This is a genomic window from Campylobacter sp. DY7, from assembly GCF_057802535.1.
In genome coordinates, this window is sequence record NZ_JBYJAU010000017.1 from 1 (window position 1) to 19,784 (window position 19,784).

The window sequence follows — 19,784 nt, forward strand, 5'->3', positions numbered from 1 at the left end:
ATTTTTGAATTTCTTAGCATTTTCTATTTTTAAGGAATTTTTAAGTTCTAAAATCCCTATAAAATAAGCATTTTAAACCTTAGCAAAAGCTTAAAATTCGAAAATGCAAAGCTAAATTCATAAAATCAAGCAAATTTTCTAACTATTAAGCTAATTTTAAGCCAAAAATAGGGTAAATGCTAAACAAAGGAGCAAAAATGAGCAAATCATCAAAATACCAAATAAAAAACCAAGTCCTACATATAAGCAAAGCAGGGCTAAGTCTTATAAAAGATGGCGAGTTTATAAGCGTAAAAGATAGCAAAAGCACCATAAGCAAAATCCACCCAAACAAGCTAAAAGCCATCATCATAAACACCACGATAAGTCTAAAATCCGATGTATTATTTCTAGCAAATGATTATAAAATCCCCGTAACTTTTATAAACCAAAAGCAAGAGAGCATAAGTCTTTATAAAAGCGAGAGTTCAAGCAAAACTTTAATCTCTCAAGCAAAATTAAGCGATGAAACAAGGCTAAATCTAGCAAAGCAAATAATTCTTACAAAGTGTAAAAATCAGCGTAATTATATAAAAAGAATAAACAAATATCACAAAACTTATAAAACAAACATAGCAAATATTTCAGCAAACCTAAACAAAATAAAATCAGCAAAAAGCATTCAAGAGCTATTAGCCTATGAAGGTGGGGTGGCGTTGTGGTATTTTGATGTAATGGTAGATAGATTTAGCAAATACAATTTCACTAAACGGCATAAAAAAAGTGCTAAAGATGTGATAAATATGAGCCTAAACTACCTTTATAGCATACTTTATAGCAAAATCCAAAAGCTTATGATAGACAATGCTCTAAGCCCTTATGTTGGGATATTTCATACTAATAATGACAAAAATCCTAGCTTAGTTTATGATTTTATAGAAGAATTTCGCGTGTGGGTGGTGGATATGGTGGTGTTTGGGTGGTTTTCACATAATCCAAGTGTAAAAGATAGTGGCAAACTAAGCGATGAGCTAAAAGCAAAGCTTAGCAAGATGTTTAGCGAAAGATTGCAAGATAAATTTATCTATGAAGATAAAAAGCTAAGTATAGATGAGATAATGCAAAAACAAGTAAAAAAGCTAAAACTAGCAATCACTAAAAACACTGATTATAAGGGATTTTGCCCTAAGATTTGCTAGATATAATACTCGTTTGATAGTTCTTTGCCAAGGGTTTTTGCAAGGCGTGTAGATTTTAGGGGATAGATTTTTATGGTATCGGTTTTAGGATTTATTAGGGTGCTAAAGTCTTTTATGAGTTTTTGCATTTTGTTTTCTTTTATGCTTAGCTCAAATACGCTTAGATTTATCTTCTCACCGTAACAAAGCAAGGTATCGTGAATGATTTTGCGGGTTTTATTAGCTGTGATGTCGTAGCAAATTAGATATAGCATTTCACTCCTTTTTGGAGTGATTTTAGTAGTATTTGGTCGCTTTATTTATGACTACGAAAGATTTAAAATACATATTTAAATTCTTTTAATCATATATTTTGTTAAAGTCGTTAGCTGCTTGGTTTAATGACTATATTTCATATTAAATACTAGAATATAGACATTTTAGCTCTAAATACAATTAAAAAAGTTTTAAAATCCTAAAGGAAATAAAATAGGAATTTAGTTTTTTTATTTATATTAAATTGATAAAAGCTCGTTATTTAAGACATTTAAGAAAAATAATAACTTTTATCATTTTATTTTTGTCCGTATTTTTGTCCGTTTTTGATTTTAAATTAGTAGTTTAGTGTTTTAGCTAGGTTGATTAAAATATTTAAAAATTAAATAAATAGAGATTACATTTATTTCACTAAATTTAAACATCAAAATCAAAGGAATTTGAAATAGGAATTTGAATGCTGTAAGGCTTATTTTTAGGCTTAGCATTTACCCTATTTTTAGATTAAAATTAGCTTAATAGTTAGAAAATTTGCTTGATTTTATGAATTTAGCTTTGCATTTGCGAATTTTAAGCTTTGGCTAAGATTTAAAATGTCTATTTTATAGAGATTTTAGAACTTAAAAAATTCTTAAAAATAGAAAATGCTAAGAAATTCAAAAATCTTTATGAAGAAATAGAGCTTTAAGCTATGAAATTTCATTTTTGCTTAGCATTTGCTACTTTTTTAAATGATTTTATTTTAAATGCTTATTAGATAATATTAATTATTGTTTTTTATAATCATTTTTTATTAAAATATTTTTAACAAAAGTATGGAAGAATTAAGGGTTAGAAAGACACTTCCCCGTTTTAGGGGATTGAAACAACCAAAGCTCTTCCGAGTTTTTGATTTTGTTTGATTTGTTAGAAAGACATTTCCCCGCTTTAGGGGATTGAAACTTTTTTGATAAATACCCTAATTTTTCATCTGCTTCTGTTAGAAAGACATTTCCCCGCTTTAGGGGATTGAAACACGCCTAGCTCTTTCAAAGCTACAAAGAAAACTTTAGTTAGAAAGACACTTCCCCGTTTTAGGGGATTGAAACAAATTCTATTTCTATCTACTTTGTATTCTAAAAAGTGTTAGAAAGACATTTCCCCGCTTTAGGGGATTGAAACTTTTAATTCTTTATTTTGTAATGTCAGCATTTTTTTCGTTAGAAAGATATTTCCCCGCTTTAGGGGATTGAAACAAATATCCAAACTCATCACTCAAACGCTTTTCATATTCGTTAGAAATACACTTCCCCGCATTAGGGGATTGCAAAATTAACATTATTTAAAAAAGAATTTGAAATAGGAATTTGATTTTAAAAGTTGCTTAAGTTTTGTGAGAATTCCTTGTTTTTTTGCATTAATTTTGATGATTTTATAATTTAGATTATTCGTATTATTTGGGATAAAATCGCAATTGATTTTCTTATCATTCATATAAAAATATTCTTTGCTAATATCTTTTATAAAAGGCTCGTTGTTTAAAAGCACATTTCCATTGCTAAAAGCGTTTAAAAACTCTTGTTTTCTAGTATTTCTAAAATCATAAAACCTAAAGCCTTGCTCTAAACAATGCAAATAAAACTCAAGCTCTTCTGTAATATCAAAATCAATTTTATTTTCTTGAAAAATGCTTTGTTTTTTGGGTTTAAAATTGTAAGTAAAATCACATTTTTTATTATAAATCTTAAAATAATCTTTAGTATAAACAAACCTTAATATCCTTGTTTTTGTTTTTAAAAAATATCTTAAATCGCTTTTTAAAAACCCACAAGCGATTATTTTCACGCCTTTAGGAAACGAAAAATCATTTAAAAATGAAATATTTTCTACAAAAACAAAATCAAGTTTGCTTAATTTATTTATATATTTCAATGCTTTTTCATTAAAGATATTTACATGATAAATGTTAGGATTTAAATTAAATATATCGGTATTGCTAATATATAAAATCAAATGTTTTTTGCTTAAATTGTTTGCAAGTTCTCTTAAAATTATTTCAATCTCGCTTACATTCGAATAGATATAAAATCCATCAAAATGTTTTGAAAAAACATTATTTAATGATGGATTTTTAAACATTTTAAAGCTTTAAAACACCAGCTTCAATTAAAGAAATTGAGTGAGGCTCAACCACTCTTTGATAAACTTCTTCGCCGTTTTTTAAAAAAAGTATCGTAGGAATATGGCGAATATTTAGCTCTGCTCTAATGTTTTCATCTTTATCAACATCAACATGATAAAAGCTAATATTAGGGTATTTATTGCTAAGTTCTTGCAAAAACGGCTCAGCAATCTTGCAATCTCTACACCAAGGTGCTCCAAAAGCTATAACGCAAGTAGCATTGTCTTTAATCTCTAAAAAGCTTTTATAATCAATTTCTTTCATTGCTTAAGTCCTTGTACTCATCTTTGTTTAAAGTCTTTAGCTCGCAATCAGTTGCAATTGCTGCAACCATTGCACCATTTACGTTACTCATAGTTCTTACCATATCAATAATAGGATCAATCGCAAAAATAACGCCTAATAAATAAAACTTATCCCCAAGTCCAAGCCCAGTAATCATAATAGAAGCTGCAACTATTGAAATACCAGGAATACCTGCGATACTAAGTGAGCCAATTATTGTAATAATTACTATTAAAACAGCACTAGATAAATCAATGCTAAGTCCTGCACTATGCATAACAAAAGCAGCTACTAAACCCACATAATATCCAGCACAGCCACTCATTCCAATGGTTGCACCAAGCCCTGCTACAAAGTTTGCATTATTTTCGCTTACGCCTAATCTAGTGTGAAGTGTGCGGATTGTTATAGGTAAAACACCTGCTGAACTTCTTGAAGTAAATGCTAATAATAAAACTTCAAAAGCTTTTTTATAATACACGATAGGTGATAAGCCGTGAAATGCTAAAATTATAGAAAATACAATAATCATTAAAATACCACTAGCATAAGTTAAAGCTATGAATAATCCTGCTTCTTTCATCGCTGCTACACCATTTGCAATCAAGACATTTGCAATCATCGCAACAACTGCATAAGGCATAAGAGCAATTATATTTGTAATAACATTCATAATGATTTTATTCATAAATATTATTAGGTTTTTATAAGTGCTAAATATTTCTTTGTTTTCAGCGTTTGCACCAAGTTTTCTTGCCCCTAAAGTGAATAAAAATGCAACCAAAATAACGCCTAAAATATTGTTTTTAGCAAAAGATTCAATTATATTATTTGGCATTAGACCCAATAAAATAGAGCTTAGAGTTCTTGCTTCTTTAATAGTTTTTGAAGTTTGCACTACCACATCGCTTCCTAGATTAAACATAATTCCTAAGCTAAGACCTATCGCACTTGCAATCGCTGTGGTAAATAAAAGCCAAAATATACTTCTACTAAGAATTGATGATATTTTAATTCCGCCTTCAAGCTTTAATAAAGATGATGAAATACCAAAAAATACGATAGGAACAATCATAAGCTTTAATAAACTTATAAAAATACTAACTACAAATGAATACCAAATCCTAGTTTGCTCTAGCCATAAAACCTCTTTCGAACTTGCAGGAAAATTAGCTAAATACTGAGCCGCAACACCTAAAATTAAACCTAAAACTAAAGCCAAAATCATTCTTTTAGCAAAAGTTATCGTATATGCTAAACGGCTAAGCCAAAAGCAAAGGATTAAATAAATAATTACAAAAGTAATTGACAAAGGTTCTGAAAGGGTAAAAAAGTTAATAAAAAAGTCTTTCATAATTCTCCTTTAATATTTTTAAAAGAGTGATTTTATCTTAAAACAAATTAAAAAAATATAAATATTAAAGGAGTTTATTATTACTAAAATTTAAAAAGAAAGGGAAATGGCGCGGCGGACGGGGCTCGAACCCGCGACCTCCGGCGTGACAGGCCGATATTCTAACCAGCTGAACTACCGCCGCACCGATATTAAAATGGTGGTCGCTATAAGACTCGAACTTATGACATCCACCTTGTAAGGGTGGCGCTCTACCAACTGAGCTAAGCGACCAAAAATTGATGGTGTCCTGTGCTGGATTCGAACCAGCGGCCCCCTCATTAAAAGTGAGATGCTCTACCTGCTGAGCTAACAAGACAAATTGAAATAAATGTGAAAGGTTGAATAATACAAAAAAATTATTTAAATGTCAAGCAAAATTTAAAAAATCTTAATTCCTATTTCAAATTCCACGAAAATTTCACAAGAATTTGAAATAGGAATTATAAAAATAAATAAATATATAATTTTTATAATTAATTAAATAATTTAAGTATAATTTAATAGTAACTAAAACAAGGTATCAAAAAGGAGTAATTATGAAAAGAAGAGATTTTTTAAAAAGCTCAGCCTTTTTAGGCTCATTAGCCTGTATTAAGCCCGTTTTAAGTGCAAACGCATTTACAAACGGGGATAGAAAAAGCGTTTTTTCAGTATGTGAAATGTGTTCTACTCGCTGTCCTATTGAAGTAAGCGTTAAAGATAATAAAGGCGTATTTATTAATGGCAATCCAAAATTTAGCGCAAATAAAACAAGTGTATGTGCAAGGGGCGGTGCAGGAATTAATCAGCTTTATGATAAAAATCGCCTTATAAAGCCACTTATTCGTGTAGGAAAGCGTGGAGAAAATAAATGGCGTGAAGCTAGTTGGGATGAAGCATTAAACCTAGTTGCTACAAAGCTAAACGAAATAAAAGAAAAGCATGGAGCAAAAAGCGTAATATTTACAAGCAAAGCCGGAGAATCTCACACTCATATGAGTAATTTCGCCTGTGCTTACGGAAGTCCTAATATATTTTCACATTATTCAAGCTGTCCGATTACTTATAATATGGTTTTAGAGCATACTTATGGCGGTGGCTTATCAAGAGATTTTGCTAATGCAAAATATATTGTAAATTTCGGTCATAATTTATTTGAAGGTATTGTTATAAGTGATGCTAAAAAATTAGCCAAATTTGCAGCCTCAAGTGATACAAAATTACTCGTACTTGAGCCTAGATTTAGCGTTGTTGCTGCTAAGGCTGATGAATGGCTTCCTATAAAACCTGGAACTGATGTGGCATTTTTAATGGCGTTAATTCATGTATGGCTAAGAGATGAAAAGTATGATAAAGACTTTGTAAAAGAATATTGCATAGGACTTGATGAGCTTAAAGCTAGTGTAAAAGATACAAGCCCTAAATGGCAAGAAAACATAACAGGAATTAGTGCTAAAACGATTGAGCGAATTGCTGATGAAATCTATAAAGCCGCTCCAAAAGTTGTAATTGACTGGGGTCATAAAACCACAACAACTCACGCAGAATATCAACGCACAAGAGCTATTGCAATAGCAAATGCTTTAATGGGAAATTATGAGAAAAAAGGCGGCATTCACACTAGTAAAAACACAAGTAATCTAAACAAAATCATAGGCGAAAACATTTTCCCTACCCTTGATAATCCTAGCAATGTTTTTAAAGTTCCTAATACTCCTAGAATTGATGGAGCAGGAGAAGAGGGAAGTAAAAACTATTTTGTTTCAAGAAAGCACGGAGTTTTAATGGATATTGCACCTGCGATTTTAAGCGAAAAACCATATCCTGTTAAAGCTTGGGTTAATACTAGATTTAATCATTTAGTAAATGTTGCAAATGTAAATGAGAGCTTAAAAGCCATAGAAAAATTAGATTTCATAGTAAGCATTGATGTGTATTTGAATGATTTTAGCAACTTAGCTGATGTGGTATTACCTGAGAGCTCATACTTAGAAAGAGATGAAAGCATTTTAGGTGTAGGCAATGGCTATTATATGAGAAATAAAGCCGTAGAAGTTATAGGCGATACAAAAAGTGGCTTTGATATATTTAGAGAGCTTGCAAGTATTATGAAAATTGATGAGCTTTACACTTATAAAACAATAGATGAATACAGAATGCAACAAGCTAAAGGTAATGTGGATTTACTTGCAAATCTTAAAAAAGATGGCGTAGTTACCTATAAGGTTCCTAGCCTTTATTTAAGAGAGCCAAAAATAATAAAAGAATTTGCTAAAACCTATCCACAAATAAAAGATAAAATTGATAGCAATGGCGAACTTAGTTCATTAATTAGCTTTAAGACACCTAGTAAAAAAATAGAACTTTTCATAGAAAAAGTTGAAAAATTATTCCCAACTCATGGCTTTTTAAATATGGTTGATTATGATGTATTTAATGGCCATGAGTTTTGCCTAACAAGTGGAAAAACTCCAATTCATACAAACGCTCATACTCAAAATATCCCTATTTTAAATGAATTAATGAGTGAAAGTCCTGTGTGGATAAATGAGTCTAAAGCTAAAGAATTAGGCTTTAAGGATGGTGATTTAGTATATTTAGAAAACGAATTTGGCAAAATACAAGTAAAACTTATGCTAACGCAAGGCATTCGCCCTGATACATTGTTTATTTATCACGGCTTTGGTCGTGTTACTCCAGCACTTAAAAACATTCACAAAGTTGGTGCAAATGATAGTATTTTATTAGGCTCAAAAAGTGGTCATATATGTAGCACAATGGTTACAAATATAGGCGTAGATATTAAAAGGGTATAAAAATGAAAAAGTTTGTAATGATTCACGATGAAAATTTATGTATAGGTTGTCAGGCTTGTAGCGTTGCGTGTAAGAACGAAAATCAAATTCCAAGTGGAGTTTTTAGAGTTCAAGTTCATGCACAAATGAGCGGAGTTTTTCCAAATCTTAAAACAGATTTTACAAGAGCTAGCTGTGTAATGTGCGAAGATAGCCCGTGTGTAAGCGTATGTCCTACGGGGGCTAGTTTTAAACTAGCAAATGGAATAACTTTAATTGATGAAAAATTATGCGTATCTTGTAAATACTGCGTTCTAGCATGTCCATACAATGCAAGATTTCTTAATCCTATTACAAAAGCGATTGATAAATGCACTTTTTGCTATCCAAACAGAAAAGGTGCAACTCCAGCATGCGTAAGTGTATGTCCTACTGATGCACTAATTTTTGGAGATATAAACGATAGCAATTCAGAAATTAACAAAGTTTTAGCAAGTAAAAGCGTTGAGTATCCGAAAGCTCATTTAGGAACGAAACCAAAACTTGGCTTTATAAAAAATACAAAAGGAGGACGCTATGAATAATATGGCAGGAAGTTTGGCTCAATATAATGAAATTTACTGGCCTTGGCCGATTGCACTATATTTATTTTTAGCAGGGCTTAGTGCTGGATGTTTGATGGTTTCATTAATAGTGAAATTTAATAGATTTTCACATAATACTAATAGCATTTGGGATGCTACGATTAAAGCAGGAGCATTAATTTCTCCACTTGCTATTAGCTTAGGACTTTTACTTTTAATAGTTGATTTAGGAAAGCCTTTTACATTTTATTTATTGCTAATAAAATACAATTTTACTTCGGTTATGACTTTAGGTGTTTTATTTTTATTAGTTTATACGCCTTTAGCGTTTTTGTATGCGTTAATTATTTTTGAGCGTGAGATTGAACTTTATTTTAAATTCCTAATTCCTATTACAAATTCCATAAGAAAAATGGCTAATTTTGCTAAGATGATTGAATATGTATTGTTTTTCTTAGCTTTATGTGTTGGTGCTTATACTGGATTTTTATTAAGTGCGATTTCTAAAGTTCCTTTATGGAATACTCCGATTTTGCCATTACTTTTTGTGGTTTCTGCGTTTTCATGTGGAATAGCTGCAAATATACTTGTAGGGATTTTGTTTTTTAAAGCTCATTTAAATAAAGAAAACATAAAGTATTTATTAGTTTTAGATCTAAGAGCAATAATGCTTGAAATTCCTATCTTGCTTTTACTTTTTGTAGGAATGTATTATAGTGGGGGCGAGAGTTTGATCTCACTTAAGGCTATATTTGCTCATGGGTTTTATTCAAAATTATTTTGGTTTGGTGTGTTAGGAACGGGGCTTATTTTACCTATTTTAATAGCTATTACAGCACTTAAAAACCACGCTTATAAACCTGCATTCATAATAATAAACTCTCTTGCTGTGCTAGTTGGTGTAGTAATGTTAAGATTTTTTATCGTTTATGCAGGGCAAGTTTGCATTAGCTAAAGGTTTTTCCTTTAGCTAATAATAGATTTTGGAATTTATTTAAGATAAATTCCAATAAATTTTAATCATAGTCATTACTCTTATTTATATACCATTTATCTTCTATCTTTATAAGATTTAATTTTTCATCCTTTACATCGCCATTTTTGTATGTTACTACAACTTTAACCTTAGCTAGATTTTCAATTTGTTCTAATCTACTTGCTTCTATTGATTGAATACCACCTTTTTCAGCAACTTCTTTTTTCGCTCTTACACCATATTCATATTTAATTGCATCTTTTATTTTTTCTTGCTTTTCTTCTTCTGATTTAAAATAAATGCACTTTAAAGCTTGTTCAATCTCTCCTTCACGCTCTAACTTCATGCAATTTTTAGCAACTTCTTCAGGCGTTTCACTTCCACAAGCAACGAACATAAAAGCAACAGCTACAAAACTTAATAATTTTTTCATTTTTTTCCTTTTTAATTTACTTTATTTTTACGCTTTTTTATAATATTCATTATCATAAATGTTATTACAAATGTTATTGCAAAGGCAATTATGTAAGATATATAGTATTTATCCGTAGCTCCAAAAAATCTAGCTACGTCAAACATATTTAAACGATAATCTCTTGTTATATTACCTCCCGCCCAGCTTATAAATATAATTGGTGCAATAAAAAAACCTCCTATAATGCTTGTTACAATACTAATAATAAATGTTTTAATCGTGTATTTTTTCATTTAATCTCCTTAATTTTATGTAACTTCTAAGCTATTATTTAACGCTATAAGTTACAACGCCTTTATTTGTATAAACACTAAACTCTACAACATCAGAGCATTTATCGCCTATTATTACAAATTCTTTAGTTTCATCAAATTTCATTGGCACTTTATAATCATAATAATATTTTCCATCGTATTTTTCTTTAGCAACTTTTTTTGCTCTTTCACAACTTTCAATATATTCTTTATTTTCTGTTTTTTCTACTCTTTCGTTTATGAGTTTATAATCTTCGCTTTTATCATCTATATCATATTTATACTTATAACCGCAATCTCCTTTGCTTAGTTCTGCCCATTTAACTAGATCTCTGCAATCAAAAATAAATTTATTATCGTAGCATACTTTTGCTGGAGTTTCGCGTGATAACACTCCGTAATCTACTCTAGCTCTTTTATCTAAATCAGCTAAGACAAAATCCGTTACTCTACAAGCATCACTATTTGTCGTAATTCTTTTAATTTCAATATCATCTTTAGCAGTTAGAGATAGGAGTTTGTATGTTTCATATTTTGTTCTTTTAGTTTCAATATCAAACTTAAACGCATCTTGGCTTAATTCTTTTTTTTCATCAGAACAAGCACTCATAAATAATGCCACGCTACAAAAAACACTAGCTGTTAATAACTTTTTCATTAATTCTCCTTAAATATTTTAAAAATAAGTATAATACCCCCCCCCCCCCAATCTTATATTTAGCTTAATTTTTGATTTTTAAATTAACATTTTTTAACTATGAAAATTTCGTGGAATTTGAAATAGAAATTAGAAAAATATTTATAAAAATTAAAAAATACTTTTAAATTATTTACTTTATATTTACTTGATAGCTATAATCTCTTTTTTTAATCAAAAAAGGAGTAAAAATGGATAAAAATTCTGTTTTAATGTTGCTTGATGGCAAAATTTCTACCGAACATAAATTTATGTTAAATAGTAGGCTAGATAATGTTAGTGAAGAAAAGCTTCAAAATTTATCTTTAGTACCACTTAAAAGCCCTATTTTAGCTGTTGTTTTAGGATTTTTCTTTGGTTGGCTTGGGGTTGATAGGTTTTATCAAGGCAGCTTCGGACTTGGTATTTTAAAATTAGTACTTTTTATTATTGGTTGTATTACAACTTTTATTTTTATAGGTGTTTTTGTTTTATGGGCATTAGGAATTTATGTTTTTGTAGATTTGTTTTTTGTATATAAAGCAGTGCAAAGAGATAATTTCAAAAAAATATCACAAGCTATAGAATAAGGACTTTAATTATTAAAAATTATATGACTTTTCGCTAAATTACCAAATGCAGAAGTTATTGATATTTTATACAATATTACTTTATTTTCGTTAGGTAGTAGATACTATTAATTTATAAAATCATTTTCATAATTTACGGATTTAAATTCTAGTGGAATTTAAATCCATATGAGTTTGGAATTTATCTAAGATAAATTCTAATAAGCTTTAAGCTAAAATTACTTTTTCACATACCAAGAACCATTTATTTTCACTAAATCTATTAAACCATTGTCCTTATCGCCGTTGTTATAAATTACTACAACTTTAACCTGAGCTACATTTTCATTTTCATTTACTATAGAAGTTTCTATTAATTTTACGCCACTTTTTGTATTGATAAATTCTTTATCTTTTTTGATACTATAAATGACTTCTTTCAAATATCTTTGTCTTTCATCTTCTGTTTTGTAGTAAGCACATTTAGCAACTTGTTTTACATCTTCTTTAATATATGCTTGCATACATTTTTTAACTACGACATCAGGGGTATCGCTCCCACAAGCAACGAGCATAAAAGCAAGCATTATAAAACTTAATAATTTTTTCATAAAATCTCCTAAAATTTGTAATAAAACAATAGTCTTTCCATATTAATATTTGTTATTAATTTTTGTTTTATTAGAAGTTTGAATTTCCTATTTTAAATTCTAGGAATTTAAAATAGGAATTAGAGTTTAGAAGCTCTTTCTTAAAGTCATATTAAATGAATAATCCACATTCAAATCACCAAAAAATGTTCTTTCAAACTCGGTCATTAATCTTAGATTATTCGTAAAGTAGTAGTTAAATGAAGCATTTGTTAGCATTCTTGCATCTTTTTTACCTTCAATTTGTCTTATAACATTTAAATCTCTTATGGTTTTATCGCCACTTTTAATTAAATCAGCTGCAAGTCCAACGCCAAATCTAAAGCCAAATCTTGAATCTTCATTGCTTTGCTTACCAAAACTTAGCATAGTTTTTGTGTTTAGTGGAATAAAGCTCTTGCTTTCTAGCTTGATATGCTCTTCTTTATTTTCTAATTTAATAGCACTTACATAGCCACTAATTAGCTCAACGCTAGGCTCTAAATAATAATCATTCATATAAAATCTATTGCCTAATTCAATACTTGCTACAAGATTTTTTGAATGATTGTTTGCCTTAATATAAACTGCTTTATTATTGCCATTGTTTAGCGTTAAGGTGTAGTCGTTTTTATAATCAGCGTATTTTGCAATCATATCAATATAAAAGCCATTGTTAAATAAAAAGCTTGAATAAAGTCCCCCGCCTATGCCTTTTACTTTACCTTCTAAAATATTTTTAGTATCTAGCTTATAAATAGAATTAGTAAAAATTATTCCTGCGTAAGCGCTAAAATCATCAAATTCGCTAATCTTATCAGCTCCGATTTGTAGCTCATAATATTTGGTTTTATTATCTTTTAAATATGTACTTGCTCCGCCGTAATTTCTCATCCAAATTCCGCCATTAGCTACCTCATCTCTTAGCTCTCCCATACGCTTTTGCATATTGTTCCATTCTAAAACATAGTTAAAAAATGCTTGATTTAGCGTATTTTTTGCTGTGTTTATCGCTGTTTCTTTTTCTTTTACGAAGAAGTATTCTTTGTAATGACCTGGGGTTTCTGTATTGCTTGGATTATTCTCAGGCTTTGGATCAAATGGAACGCTTGGAGTAATCGGAGTGCTTGGCTCTAATGGAATTAACGGAATATCAGGTTTAGTTTCTGGATTACTTGGTTTGTTATCTGGCTCATCAGGGTTATTTACATCAGGCGGTGTAATAGGTGTGCTTGGCTCTAATGGAATTAACGGAATTTCAGGTTTATCGCTAGGCTCTTCTGGTGTGCTTGGCTCACTTGGATTACTTGGTTCGCTTGGAGTTGTAATTTTTTCTAAATACCACTTAGCTGTGCCGTTTTCATTATAATACTTCACATTTGGCTTAAGGTCTGCAAATACCGAGCTTTCACCTTTAATATCAAAATAATTTTCGCTAACTATTGTAGAGTTTGTTAAACTTGCTAAAAGTAGCTTATCAGCACCATTTAAAAAATCTTTTTGAATTAGTAGAGTATTGTTAGCTCCACTTGTGCTTTTGCTTATATTTAGTGCATTTGCATTGCTTTCATAAATATAAGTTGTATTTGTTGAGCTAAGGCTAGATGCGTTTATATTAGCATTTATAGTAGCACCATTAAACTCAAGGCTAGAAGTATCATCAGCTGTAATTTTGCCTTTGTAGTTTGTGCCATTTAGTAGGCTTAGTTTTGAATTAGTCTTTAAATCAAAGTTTGAATTTATAAATATATTTTTTGCAATGCTTTCACCACTGCTTACTTCTTCTTGATACTTAAGATTATATCTATAATCTTCATTCGCATCGCTACCTACTGTATCATGTGATTTAACATTCTCTCCATCAAATCTATCAATATAAGCTAAATTTTCGCCTATTGTTATAGTTGAAGAAGTGGAATTTATAATAGGAATTTCAACGCTTGAATGCTTTAAGATATCAAGTTGTGCATTATCAAGAGTTAAGCTATTCATTTTATATATTCTATCTTCCCAGTCTTCTTGATCTAGCCTTGTAGGAGTTGTAAATACAATATCTCCTGTTGCTTGTTTGATTAGCTCAGCGATTTGTTCCGCAGTATCAGTTTTGTTTTCACTTTGAATGTAATTATGTATAACTGGATGACCTTGGAAAACTAAATTTCCGTTTTTAAATTCCATATTATTTATATCTAGCCCACCATCATAAATATTTGTATGAGAATTTCCATTTTGAGAAATAGCAATATTTCCATTAAATTGTCCGTGAAAAATATTATTATTAGTTGAGCGGAAAATACTTATATTGCTTATTTTACTTTGATTTGTATTTGTAATCACAGCATTATTATCACTTGCTTGAATATTGTAAAAATTAGCATTGTTTCCATTTAAATCAAGCTTACCAGCATTCTCACCAAAGTATAAATAATCAGTATTTATTTGACTTGCATTATTTATCTTAAGGCTTGAATTGTTTGTCATATAAATACTTCCAAATGTTGTGCCTAAAGTATTTTTAAGTTCAACTTCACCACCGCCTATTCTAAGTCCTGCATTTGGACTGCTTGAATATACATTTAGTTTTCCATTTCCAATTTTATGTAAAAAATCATATTGAGTAGTTTTTGCATAATAATTTACAACTGAATTATTTCCTATATCTAATCCACCATGTAAAAAGTCAAAATCACCTTTAATATCATAAGTTAAATTATCTTTTATAATTAACGCACTTGAGCCTAAATCAGCATTAGCATTAAGAGTTAAAGAGCCGCCTTGTATGTAAATATCTTTATCATTTTCCATAGCTAAAACTCTATTATTATAATCTTGATATTCTTTATTTAAACTACTTGCATAGCCTTTATAGTGATGTTTAAATGATAGAGCATTCATTGTATTTTCTAAAATCTGATTTTTATCATCTTTTAAATTTGTTCCATCAAGACTTAAATTAGCCGATGTGATTACGCTATGAGCTTTATCAAATTCATTGATAGTATTATGATTTACTGGATGATAATCCAAATAAGTACAAGTTGCTCCCCCAGTAGCTTTACAATCTGTTACACTAGCAAAGCCCACCATAAGCCATTTTTTATCTTGATTATCCCAAACATATAAAGCACTTCCGCTATCGCCTTCAGACCCTACACTTGAAAACGGCACCCTACCGGTAGCATCATAATAGCCTTTTGTATAAATTGCTCTTTCATACTTTAAGCTATCTTCTTTAGATAGTTCTATAAGCCCACCTGTAAAATATCTATTAGCTCCAGTAATATCAACAGCATCGGCTCTTCCTTCTGTTACTTTTTGAGCACCTGTGCCACTTCTTACAAATAAAGTGTATCTATCACTATTAAAATATTCAGCTTTGCCTATACCTACTTTGCTTGTATAATTAGGATCTTTGCTATTTTCAAAACTTATATCTTTTTTATTTTCATCATATACTTTTACAGGGCTAAGCTCTGCTTTGTGATTTAGATTTACCTTACTCATTCTAAGTGCTGCAAAATCTTCTATATCCGTTCTATGGCATTTCTCATTACTAGGGCAAGTGGCAAAATAATCATCAAATTTATTTGATGCACTAACTACCACAGAGCCAACACCACCAAAGCCTAATACACTTCCTCGTTTTAAAGCATTTGATTGCCTATTTGTTATCATATGAGCTGCAGTTAAAACTTTATTAGTGCCGATATTTGAATATTCGCCTTTCATAACGCCTGTTTTATTACTCGCACCAAAATCAATCATAGGCATAGGAGCAAAACTATCTACTTTTAAAGTGCCATCTTTAGACGTTACGCTTAATCCTGTTGTTCCGGCTTTAAACTTACCCTTATTAGCTCCAAAATCAAGATAATCTTGATATGAAAATCTTTTATCAACCGCACTAGCATTTAAACTAGAATATAAAATACTTATTAAAACTAATGATTTTTTTAACATTTTCATTCCTTGGAAAAAATTAGCTTATTTTATAATGTGTTTAATTAAAAAGATATTAGGCAAGAGCCTAATATGTAGTTATTTTTGTAATCTATTTGCGCTATCACAACCTACGCTAAGACCTAAAGCGCAAGCTAATTGATAATAATAGCTAGCAGCTTGAATATTTTGTGCGTTTGATGTGCCTTGTAGCAATACATTTGCAATATTTAAACAAGCATTGGCATTTTTGTTTGCAATGCAATTTGTTTGCTCATCTTTTAAATTAGGATTTAAAGCAGTTTGAAGAGCTAAATTGATTAGATTATTTTTTACAATCTCGCCTTCTTGTTTATCAGCCGTGCAAGCACTAAATAAAAATAATGAACTAGCAATTAAAATAATTTTTTTCATAAAATCTCCTTAAAAAATCGCTAATTATAAGCAAAATAACATAAATTTATATTAATTTTGTATGATAAATAAAATTTATTTTAAAGGCTTTTAAATGACATTTTCAGAAATTATTTTAAACTTACAAAAGTATTGGTGCGAGCAAGGTTGTGCTCTAATTCAGCCTTATGACTTTCCTGCTGGAGCTGGGACATTTCATCCACAAACATTCTTAAAATCACTTGGCACTAAACCACATAATGTTTGTTATGTTGCTCCATCACGCCGACCAACTGATGGAAGATACGGAGAAAATCCAAATCGCTTAGGTGCTTATTATCAATTTCAAGTTCTAATGAAGCCAAGTCCAGCGAATATTCAAGATTTATATTTAAATAGCTTAAAAGTTTTAGGAATTGATTTAAATAAACACGATGTAAGATTTATTGAAGATAACTGGGAAAGCCCATCTTTAGGAGCTTGGGGACTTGGTTGGGAAGTATGGCTTGATGGTATGGAAGTTACTCAATTTACTTATTTTCAACAAGTTGGGGGATTTTCTTGCGATTTAATTAGTGCTGAGATTACTTATGGACTTGAACGCCTTGCAATGTATATTCAAGATATTGATAATGTTTATGATATAAACTGGGGCGGTGGATTAACTTATGCTGATGTTCATAAGCAAGGTGAGTTTGAATATTCTAAGTTTAACTTTGAATTAGCAAATGCTTCAAGACTTAAAGAAATGTTTGATATATCATATAATGAAGCAAGAGCGGTGCTTGATTTAGGCTACTCATTACCTGCATATGATTATTGCTTAATGTGTGCTCATTTATTTAATACCCTTGATGCAAGGGGTGCAATTAGCGTAGCTCAAAGACAAGATTTCATGCTAAAAATTAGAGAGCTTAGCAAAGATTGTGCAAGCGTGTATTTAAAAAGCCAAGAAAATAAATAATTTTAAAGAATTTGAATTAGGAATTACAATAATTAAAAAAATCAAATTCCTATTTCAAATTCCACGATTTTTCAAAGAATTTGAATTAGGAATTTAAAGCCTAATTCAATCTTAATTAATGGTAAATCATAAAAGTCCTATAATGAAAAAAAGGAGAAATTATGAAAAAAGTTATCATTATAAACGGAGCAATCCCTTATCTTCACGCAAAAGGTATTCTAGGTTCTAGCTTATGCGAAATAGCAAAAGAAACTTTAATTAATCTTGGTTTTAATGTAGAAATCACAAACATTGCAAATGGCTATGATATAGAAGAAGAAGTAGAAAAATTAGCAAATGCAAACTACTGGATATGGCAAATACCTGGCTGGTGGATGGCTGAGCCTTGGGCTGTTAAAAAATATATAGATGAAGTTTTTACACAAAGCAAAGGAAGACTTTATGTAAATGATGGAAGAACTAGAAGTGATGAGAGCAAAAAATACGGCTCAGGTGGAAGTGCATTTGATAAAAGATATATGCTTTCTTGGACTTGGAATTTACCTAAGAGTGCATTTGATAAAGGTGAATTTTTTGATGGAAGAGATATTGATGAAGTATGCTATCACTTACATAAATCGTTTGAGTTTTTAGGTATGAAAAGACTTCCTACATTTATGTGTAATGATGTGATTAAAAATCCTGATATTAAAAAATTTCAAGAAGATTATAAAGCACATATTTATAATACTTTCAAAGATTTAGCTTAAGCTCATATTTTAGATTTATCCTAGATAAATCTAAAAACTAATAATTTCTTAATACTTTTAAAAGATGTTACTAAAAGTAACAAATCCTTACTTCTAATCTCTTGCTTTTTGGTTTATATATGCCGTTTAGATAAAATCAAATATTTTTGGAGGTTAAAAATGGATTTATTTTTATCATTTATCGGATTTTTTGGACTTGGGCTAATTGTTTGGCTTCTTTTAAAAGACAAAACCACACCTGCTCTTGCTTTTATTTTAGTAAGTGCTTTTGTCGGTGCTTTGCTTATGATAATGGATGCTAGTGGTTTTGGAGTTGGCAAGGCTTTAGGGGTTAAAGGAGATGTTTTAAGCTTTAAAGTTATGAAAGGCTTCATCGCTGATGGTGTAAAAAGCGTTAGCAATACAGCCGCATTGTTTGTATTCTCAATACTTTTCTTTAGCACCTTAAGTGCTAGTGGGTTTTTTAATAGGATAATTAATTTCTTGCTTAGTAAGATTACTCCTAATGTTTATATGATTACAATCCTAACTTCACTTATGGCAATGTTCGTTCATCTTGATGGTAGTGGGGCAGCTACTTTTCTTATCGTAATTCCTGCATTACTTCCTATATATGAGCGTTTAAATATGAGAAGGTCATCTCTTCTTTTAATTTGTGCAAGTGCTATGGGTGTTATGAACGTTCTTCCTTGGGGAGGTCCAACTCTTAGAGCTGCTTCTGTTATAAAAGCTGATGCAAATGATTTATGGCATCAACTAATCCCTATGCAGGTTTTAGGTCTTGTTTTAGCACTTGCTTTAGCGATATTTATAGGCTATCAAGAAAAAAAGCGTGGAGCTGGTGGAAATCTTGAAGGCATAAAGCTTGAAATTGAAAAAAGCGAATATCAAAACGATAAATTCTTTTGGGTAAATGTATTTTTATTAATAGCTGTTATTGCTGCTTTAGTTATAAATGTATTGCCTTCTTATGTATGCTTTATGATAGGTTTTGCAATTGCCTTGCCGCTAAATTATCCTGATTTAAAAATAGCAAAAAAAGTTATGGATAAAGCAAGTGGTGGTGCTATTATGATGTATATTACATTAATAGGAGCAGGTATTTTAATCGGTGTATTTGATAAAAGTGGAATTATGAATAAAATGGGCTCATCTTTACTAACCTTAATTCCAAATGAATACGGCAATTTAATACCTTTAATAATAGGCTTATTAGCTGTTCCTATGGCATTAATCTTTTGTACGGATTCTTATTTTTATGGCGTTATGCCTGTGGTTTTAAGCGTTACAAATGCTTTTGGAATAGACCCAATGAACCTTGCTATTATTATGGTTTTAGCTAGAAATTGTGCTACATTTATTAGCCCTGTTGTTCCTGCTACATTACTTGGTTGTGGTCTTGCTGATGTTGCTATTAAAGATCATATAAAACGCTCATTTTTTTATATTTGGGGCATTAGTTTTATTTGCTTAATTTTTGGCTATCTTACAGGAATAATCCCACAATTATTTTAAACTAAATTCCTA

The 19,784-nt window shown here is 30.2% G+C and carries 18 protein-coding genes and 3 tRNA genes; 8 read left to right on the forward strand and 13 right to left on the reverse strand.

Annotation, left to right across the window (positions count from 1 at the left end; all coding sequences use genetic code 11):
- The first annotated feature begins 197 nt into the window (after positions 1–197).
- Complete coding sequence (cas1, locus tag AC1B00_RS08440) at positions 198–1,178, forward strand: CRISPR-associated endonuclease Cas1 (protein WP_488849263.1); 981 nt, start codon at positions 198–200, stop codon at positions 1,176–1,178.
- Here cas1 and cas2 read toward each other — a convergent pair.
- The 7 genes from cas2 to AC1B00_RS08475 form a co-directional block, all read right to left on the reverse strand.
- The gene (cas2, locus tag AC1B00_RS08445; protein ID WP_488849264.1) at positions 1,175–1,432 is read right to left on the reverse strand and encodes a CRISPR-associated endonuclease Cas2; all 258 of its coding nucleotides are present in this window, start codon (positions 1,430–1,432) and stop codon (positions 1,175–1,177) included. The genes cas1 and cas2 overlap by 4 nt on opposite strands.
- A gap of 1,318 nt (positions 1,433–2,750) precedes the next feature.
- Positions 2,751–3,551: a hypothetical protein gene (locus tag AC1B00_RS08450; RefSeq protein WP_488849265.1), complete on the reverse strand. Its 801-nt coding sequence runs from the start codon at positions 3,549–3,551 to the stop codon at positions 2,751–2,753.
- Position 3,552: 1 nt separating this feature from the next.
- A complete protein-coding gene (locus tag AC1B00_RS08455) occupies positions 3,553–3,858 on the reverse strand; it encodes a thioredoxin family protein (RefSeq protein WP_239817545.1) in 306 nt (101 codons plus the stop codon).
- The gene (locus AC1B00_RS08460) at positions 3,845–5,233 is read right to left on the reverse strand and encodes a cation:dicarboxylate symporter family transporter (protein WP_336612097.1); all 1,389 of its coding nucleotides are present in this window, start codon (positions 5,231–5,233) and stop codon (positions 3,845–3,847) included. Before AC1B00_RS08460 ends, AC1B00_RS08455 begins: the two co-directional genes overlap by 14 nt.
- Before the next feature lie 107 nt (positions 5,234–5,340).
- Positions 5,341–5,417, reverse strand: a tRNA-Asp gene (locus AC1B00_RS08465).
- Positions 5,418–5,430: 13 nt separating this feature from the next.
- A tRNA-Val gene (locus AC1B00_RS08470) sits at positions 5,431–5,506 on the reverse strand.
- Positions 5,507–5,515: 9 nt separating this feature from the next.
- A tRNA-Lys gene (locus AC1B00_RS08475) sits at positions 5,516–5,591 on the reverse strand.
- Between the two features lie 220 nt (positions 5,592–5,811).
- Here AC1B00_RS08475 and phsA point away from each other — a divergent pair.
- From phsA to nrfD, 3 genes are read left to right on the forward strand one after another with little or no spacing between them, the layout of a single operon-like run.
- On the forward strand, positions 5,812–8,070 hold the full coding sequence (gene phsA / locus AC1B00_RS08480; protein WP_488849266.1) for a thiosulfate reductase PhsA: 2,259 nt from the start codon (positions 5,812–5,814) through the stop codon (positions 8,068–8,070).
- 2 nt (positions 8,071–8,072) lie between these two features.
- Positions 8,073–8,633, forward strand: coding sequence for a 4Fe-4S dicluster domain-containing protein (locus tag AC1B00_RS08485; RefSeq protein ID WP_336612095.1), 561 nt, complete (start codon positions 8,073–8,075; stop codon positions 8,631–8,633).
- A complete protein-coding gene (gene nrfD, locus AC1B00_RS08490; RefSeq protein WP_488849267.1) occupies positions 8,626–9,588 on the forward strand; it encodes an NrfD/PsrC family molybdoenzyme membrane anchor subunit in 963 nt (320 codons plus the stop codon). The genes AC1B00_RS08485 and nrfD overlap by 8 nt, the downstream gene beginning before the upstream one ends.
- Positions 9,589–9,649: 61 nt before the next feature.
- Here nrfD and AC1B00_RS08495 read toward each other — a convergent pair whose 3' ends face one another.
- From AC1B00_RS08495 to AC1B00_RS08505, 3 genes are read right to left on the reverse strand one after another with little or no spacing between them, the layout of a single operon-like run.
- Positions 9,650–10,042, reverse strand: coding sequence for a DUF4878 domain-containing protein (locus AC1B00_RS08495; RefSeq protein WP_488849268.1), 393 nt, complete (start codon positions 10,040–10,042; stop codon positions 9,650–9,652).
- Between the two features lie 11 nt (positions 10,043–10,053).
- Positions 10,054–10,317, reverse strand: a complete 264-nt coding sequence (locus AC1B00_RS08500) for a hypothetical protein (protein ID WP_488849270.1) — start codon at positions 10,315–10,317, stop codon at positions 10,054–10,056.
- A gap of 34 nt (positions 10,318–10,351) precedes the next feature.
- Positions 10,352–10,996, reverse strand: coding sequence for a hypothetical protein (locus tag AC1B00_RS08505; protein WP_336612093.1), 645 nt, complete (start codon positions 10,994–10,996; stop codon positions 10,352–10,354).
- Between the two features lie 230 nt (positions 10,997–11,226).
- Between AC1B00_RS08505 and AC1B00_RS08510 the strand changes: the two genes are divergently transcribed.
- Positions 11,227–11,604: a TM2 domain-containing protein gene (locus tag AC1B00_RS08510; RefSeq protein WP_488849272.1), complete on the forward strand. Its 378-nt coding sequence runs from the start codon at positions 11,227–11,229 to the stop codon at positions 11,602–11,604.
- A 218-nt stretch (positions 11,605–11,822) separates the two neighbouring features.
- Here the strand turns inward: AC1B00_RS08510 and AC1B00_RS08515 are convergent, their stop codons facing one another.
- From AC1B00_RS08515 to AC1B00_RS08525, 3 genes are all read right to left on the reverse strand, one after another.
- Positions 11,823–12,194 (reverse strand): DUF4878 domain-containing protein, encoded by a 372-nt coding sequence (locus tag AC1B00_RS08515; RefSeq protein WP_488849274.1) that lies wholly within the window; start codon positions 12,192–12,194, stop codon positions 11,823–11,825.
- 126 nt (positions 12,195–12,320) lie between these two features.
- Positions 12,321–16,172 carry a S6 family peptidase gene (locus AC1B00_RS08520; RefSeq protein WP_488849275.1) on the reverse strand — a complete coding sequence of 1,284 codons (3,852 nt, stop codon included), beginning with the start codon at positions 16,170–16,172 and terminating at the stop codon, positions 12,321–12,323.
- Positions 16,173–16,250: 78 nt separating this feature from the next.
- On the reverse strand, positions 16,251–16,565 hold the full coding sequence (locus AC1B00_RS08525) for an SEL1-like repeat protein (RefSeq protein ID WP_488849276.1): 315 nt from the start codon (positions 16,563–16,565) through the stop codon (positions 16,251–16,253).
- 94 nt (positions 16,566–16,659) lie between these two features.
- On the opposite strand from AC1B00_RS08525, the gene glyQ reads away from it, so the two are divergent.
- The 3 genes from glyQ to AC1B00_RS08540 all read left to right on the forward strand — a co-directional run bounded on the left by glyQ (position 16,660) and on the right by AC1B00_RS08540 (position 19,772).
- Positions 16,660–17,508, forward strand: a complete 849-nt coding sequence (gene glyQ / locus AC1B00_RS08530) for a glycine--tRNA ligase subunit alpha (RefSeq protein ID WP_239817532.1) — start codon at positions 16,660–16,662, stop codon at positions 17,506–17,508.
- 161 nt (positions 17,509–17,669) lie between these two features.
- On the forward strand, positions 17,670–18,257 hold the full coding sequence (locus AC1B00_RS08535; protein ID WP_488849278.1) for an NAD(P)H-dependent oxidoreductase: 588 nt from the start codon (positions 17,670–17,672) through the stop codon (positions 18,255–18,257).
- Between the two features lie 159 nt (positions 18,258–18,416).
- Complete coding sequence (locus AC1B00_RS08540) at positions 18,417–19,772, forward strand: CitMHS family transporter (protein WP_239817530.1); 1,356 nt, start codon at positions 18,417–18,419, stop codon at positions 19,770–19,772.
- The last annotated feature ends 12 nt before the right edge of the window (positions 19,773–19,784 follow it).

Excerpts from the sequence above, each read along its gene's own strand:
- cas1 (WP_488849263.1), top strand. The coding sequence starts at position 198 with ATGAGCAAATCATCAAAATACCAAATAAAAAACCAAGTCCTACATATA.
- cas2 (WP_488849264.1), bottom strand. The coding sequence starts at position 1,432 with ATGCTATATCTAATTTGCTACGACATCACAGCTAATAAAACCCGCAAA.
- AC1B00_RS08450 (WP_488849265.1), bottom strand. The coding sequence starts at position 3,551 with ATGTTTAAAAATCCATCATTAAATAATGTTTTTTCAAAACATTTTGAT.
- AC1B00_RS08455 (WP_239817545.1), bottom strand. The coding sequence starts at position 3,858 with ATGAAAGAAATTGATTATAAAAGCTTTTTAGAGATTAAAGACAATGCT.
- AC1B00_RS08460 (WP_336612097.1), bottom strand. The coding sequence starts at position 5,233 with ATGAAAGACTTTTTTATTAACTTTTTTACCCTTTCAGAACCTTTGTCA.
- phsA (WP_488849266.1), top strand. The coding sequence starts at position 5,812 with ATGAAAAGAAGAGATTTTTTAAAAAGCTCAGCCTTTTTAGGCTCATTA.
- AC1B00_RS08485 (WP_336612095.1), top strand. The coding sequence starts at position 8,073 with ATGAAAAAGTTTGTAATGATTCACGATGAAAATTTATGTATAGGTTGT.
- nrfD (WP_488849267.1), top strand. The coding sequence starts at position 8,626 with ATGAATAATATGGCAGGAAGTTTGGCTCAATATAATGAAATTTACTGG.
- AC1B00_RS08495 (WP_488849268.1), bottom strand. The coding sequence starts at position 10,042 with ATGAAAAAATTATTAAGTTTTGTAGCTGTTGCTTTTATGTTCGTTGCT.
- AC1B00_RS08500 (WP_488849270.1), bottom strand. The coding sequence starts at position 10,317 with ATGAAAAAATACACGATTAAAACATTTATTATTAGTATTGTAACAAGC.
- AC1B00_RS08505 (WP_336612093.1), bottom strand. The coding sequence starts at position 10,996 with ATGAAAAAGTTATTAACAGCTAGTGTTTTTTGTAGCGTGGCATTATTT.
- AC1B00_RS08510 (WP_488849272.1), top strand. The coding sequence starts at position 11,227 with ATGGATAAAAATTCTGTTTTAATGTTGCTTGATGGCAAAATTTCTACC.
- AC1B00_RS08515 (WP_488849274.1), bottom strand. The coding sequence starts at position 12,194 with ATGAAAAAATTATTAAGTTTTATAATGCTTGCTTTTATGCTCGTTGCT.
- AC1B00_RS08520 (WP_488849275.1), bottom strand. The coding sequence starts at position 16,172 with ATGTTAAAAAAATCATTAGTTTTAATAAGTATTTTATATTCTAGTTTA.
- AC1B00_RS08525 (WP_488849276.1), bottom strand. The coding sequence starts at position 16,565 with ATGAAAAAAATTATTTTAATTGCTAGTTCATTATTTTTATTTAGTGCT.
- glyQ (WP_239817532.1), top strand. The coding sequence starts at position 16,660 with ATGACATTTTCAGAAATTATTTTAAACTTACAAAAGTATTGGTGCGAG.
- AC1B00_RS08535 (WP_488849278.1), top strand. The coding sequence starts at position 17,670 with ATGAAAAAAGTTATCATTATAAACGGAGCAATCCCTTATCTTCACGCA.
- AC1B00_RS08540 (WP_239817530.1), top strand. The coding sequence starts at position 18,417 with ATGGATTTATTTTTATCATTTATCGGATTTTTTGGACTTGGGCTAATT.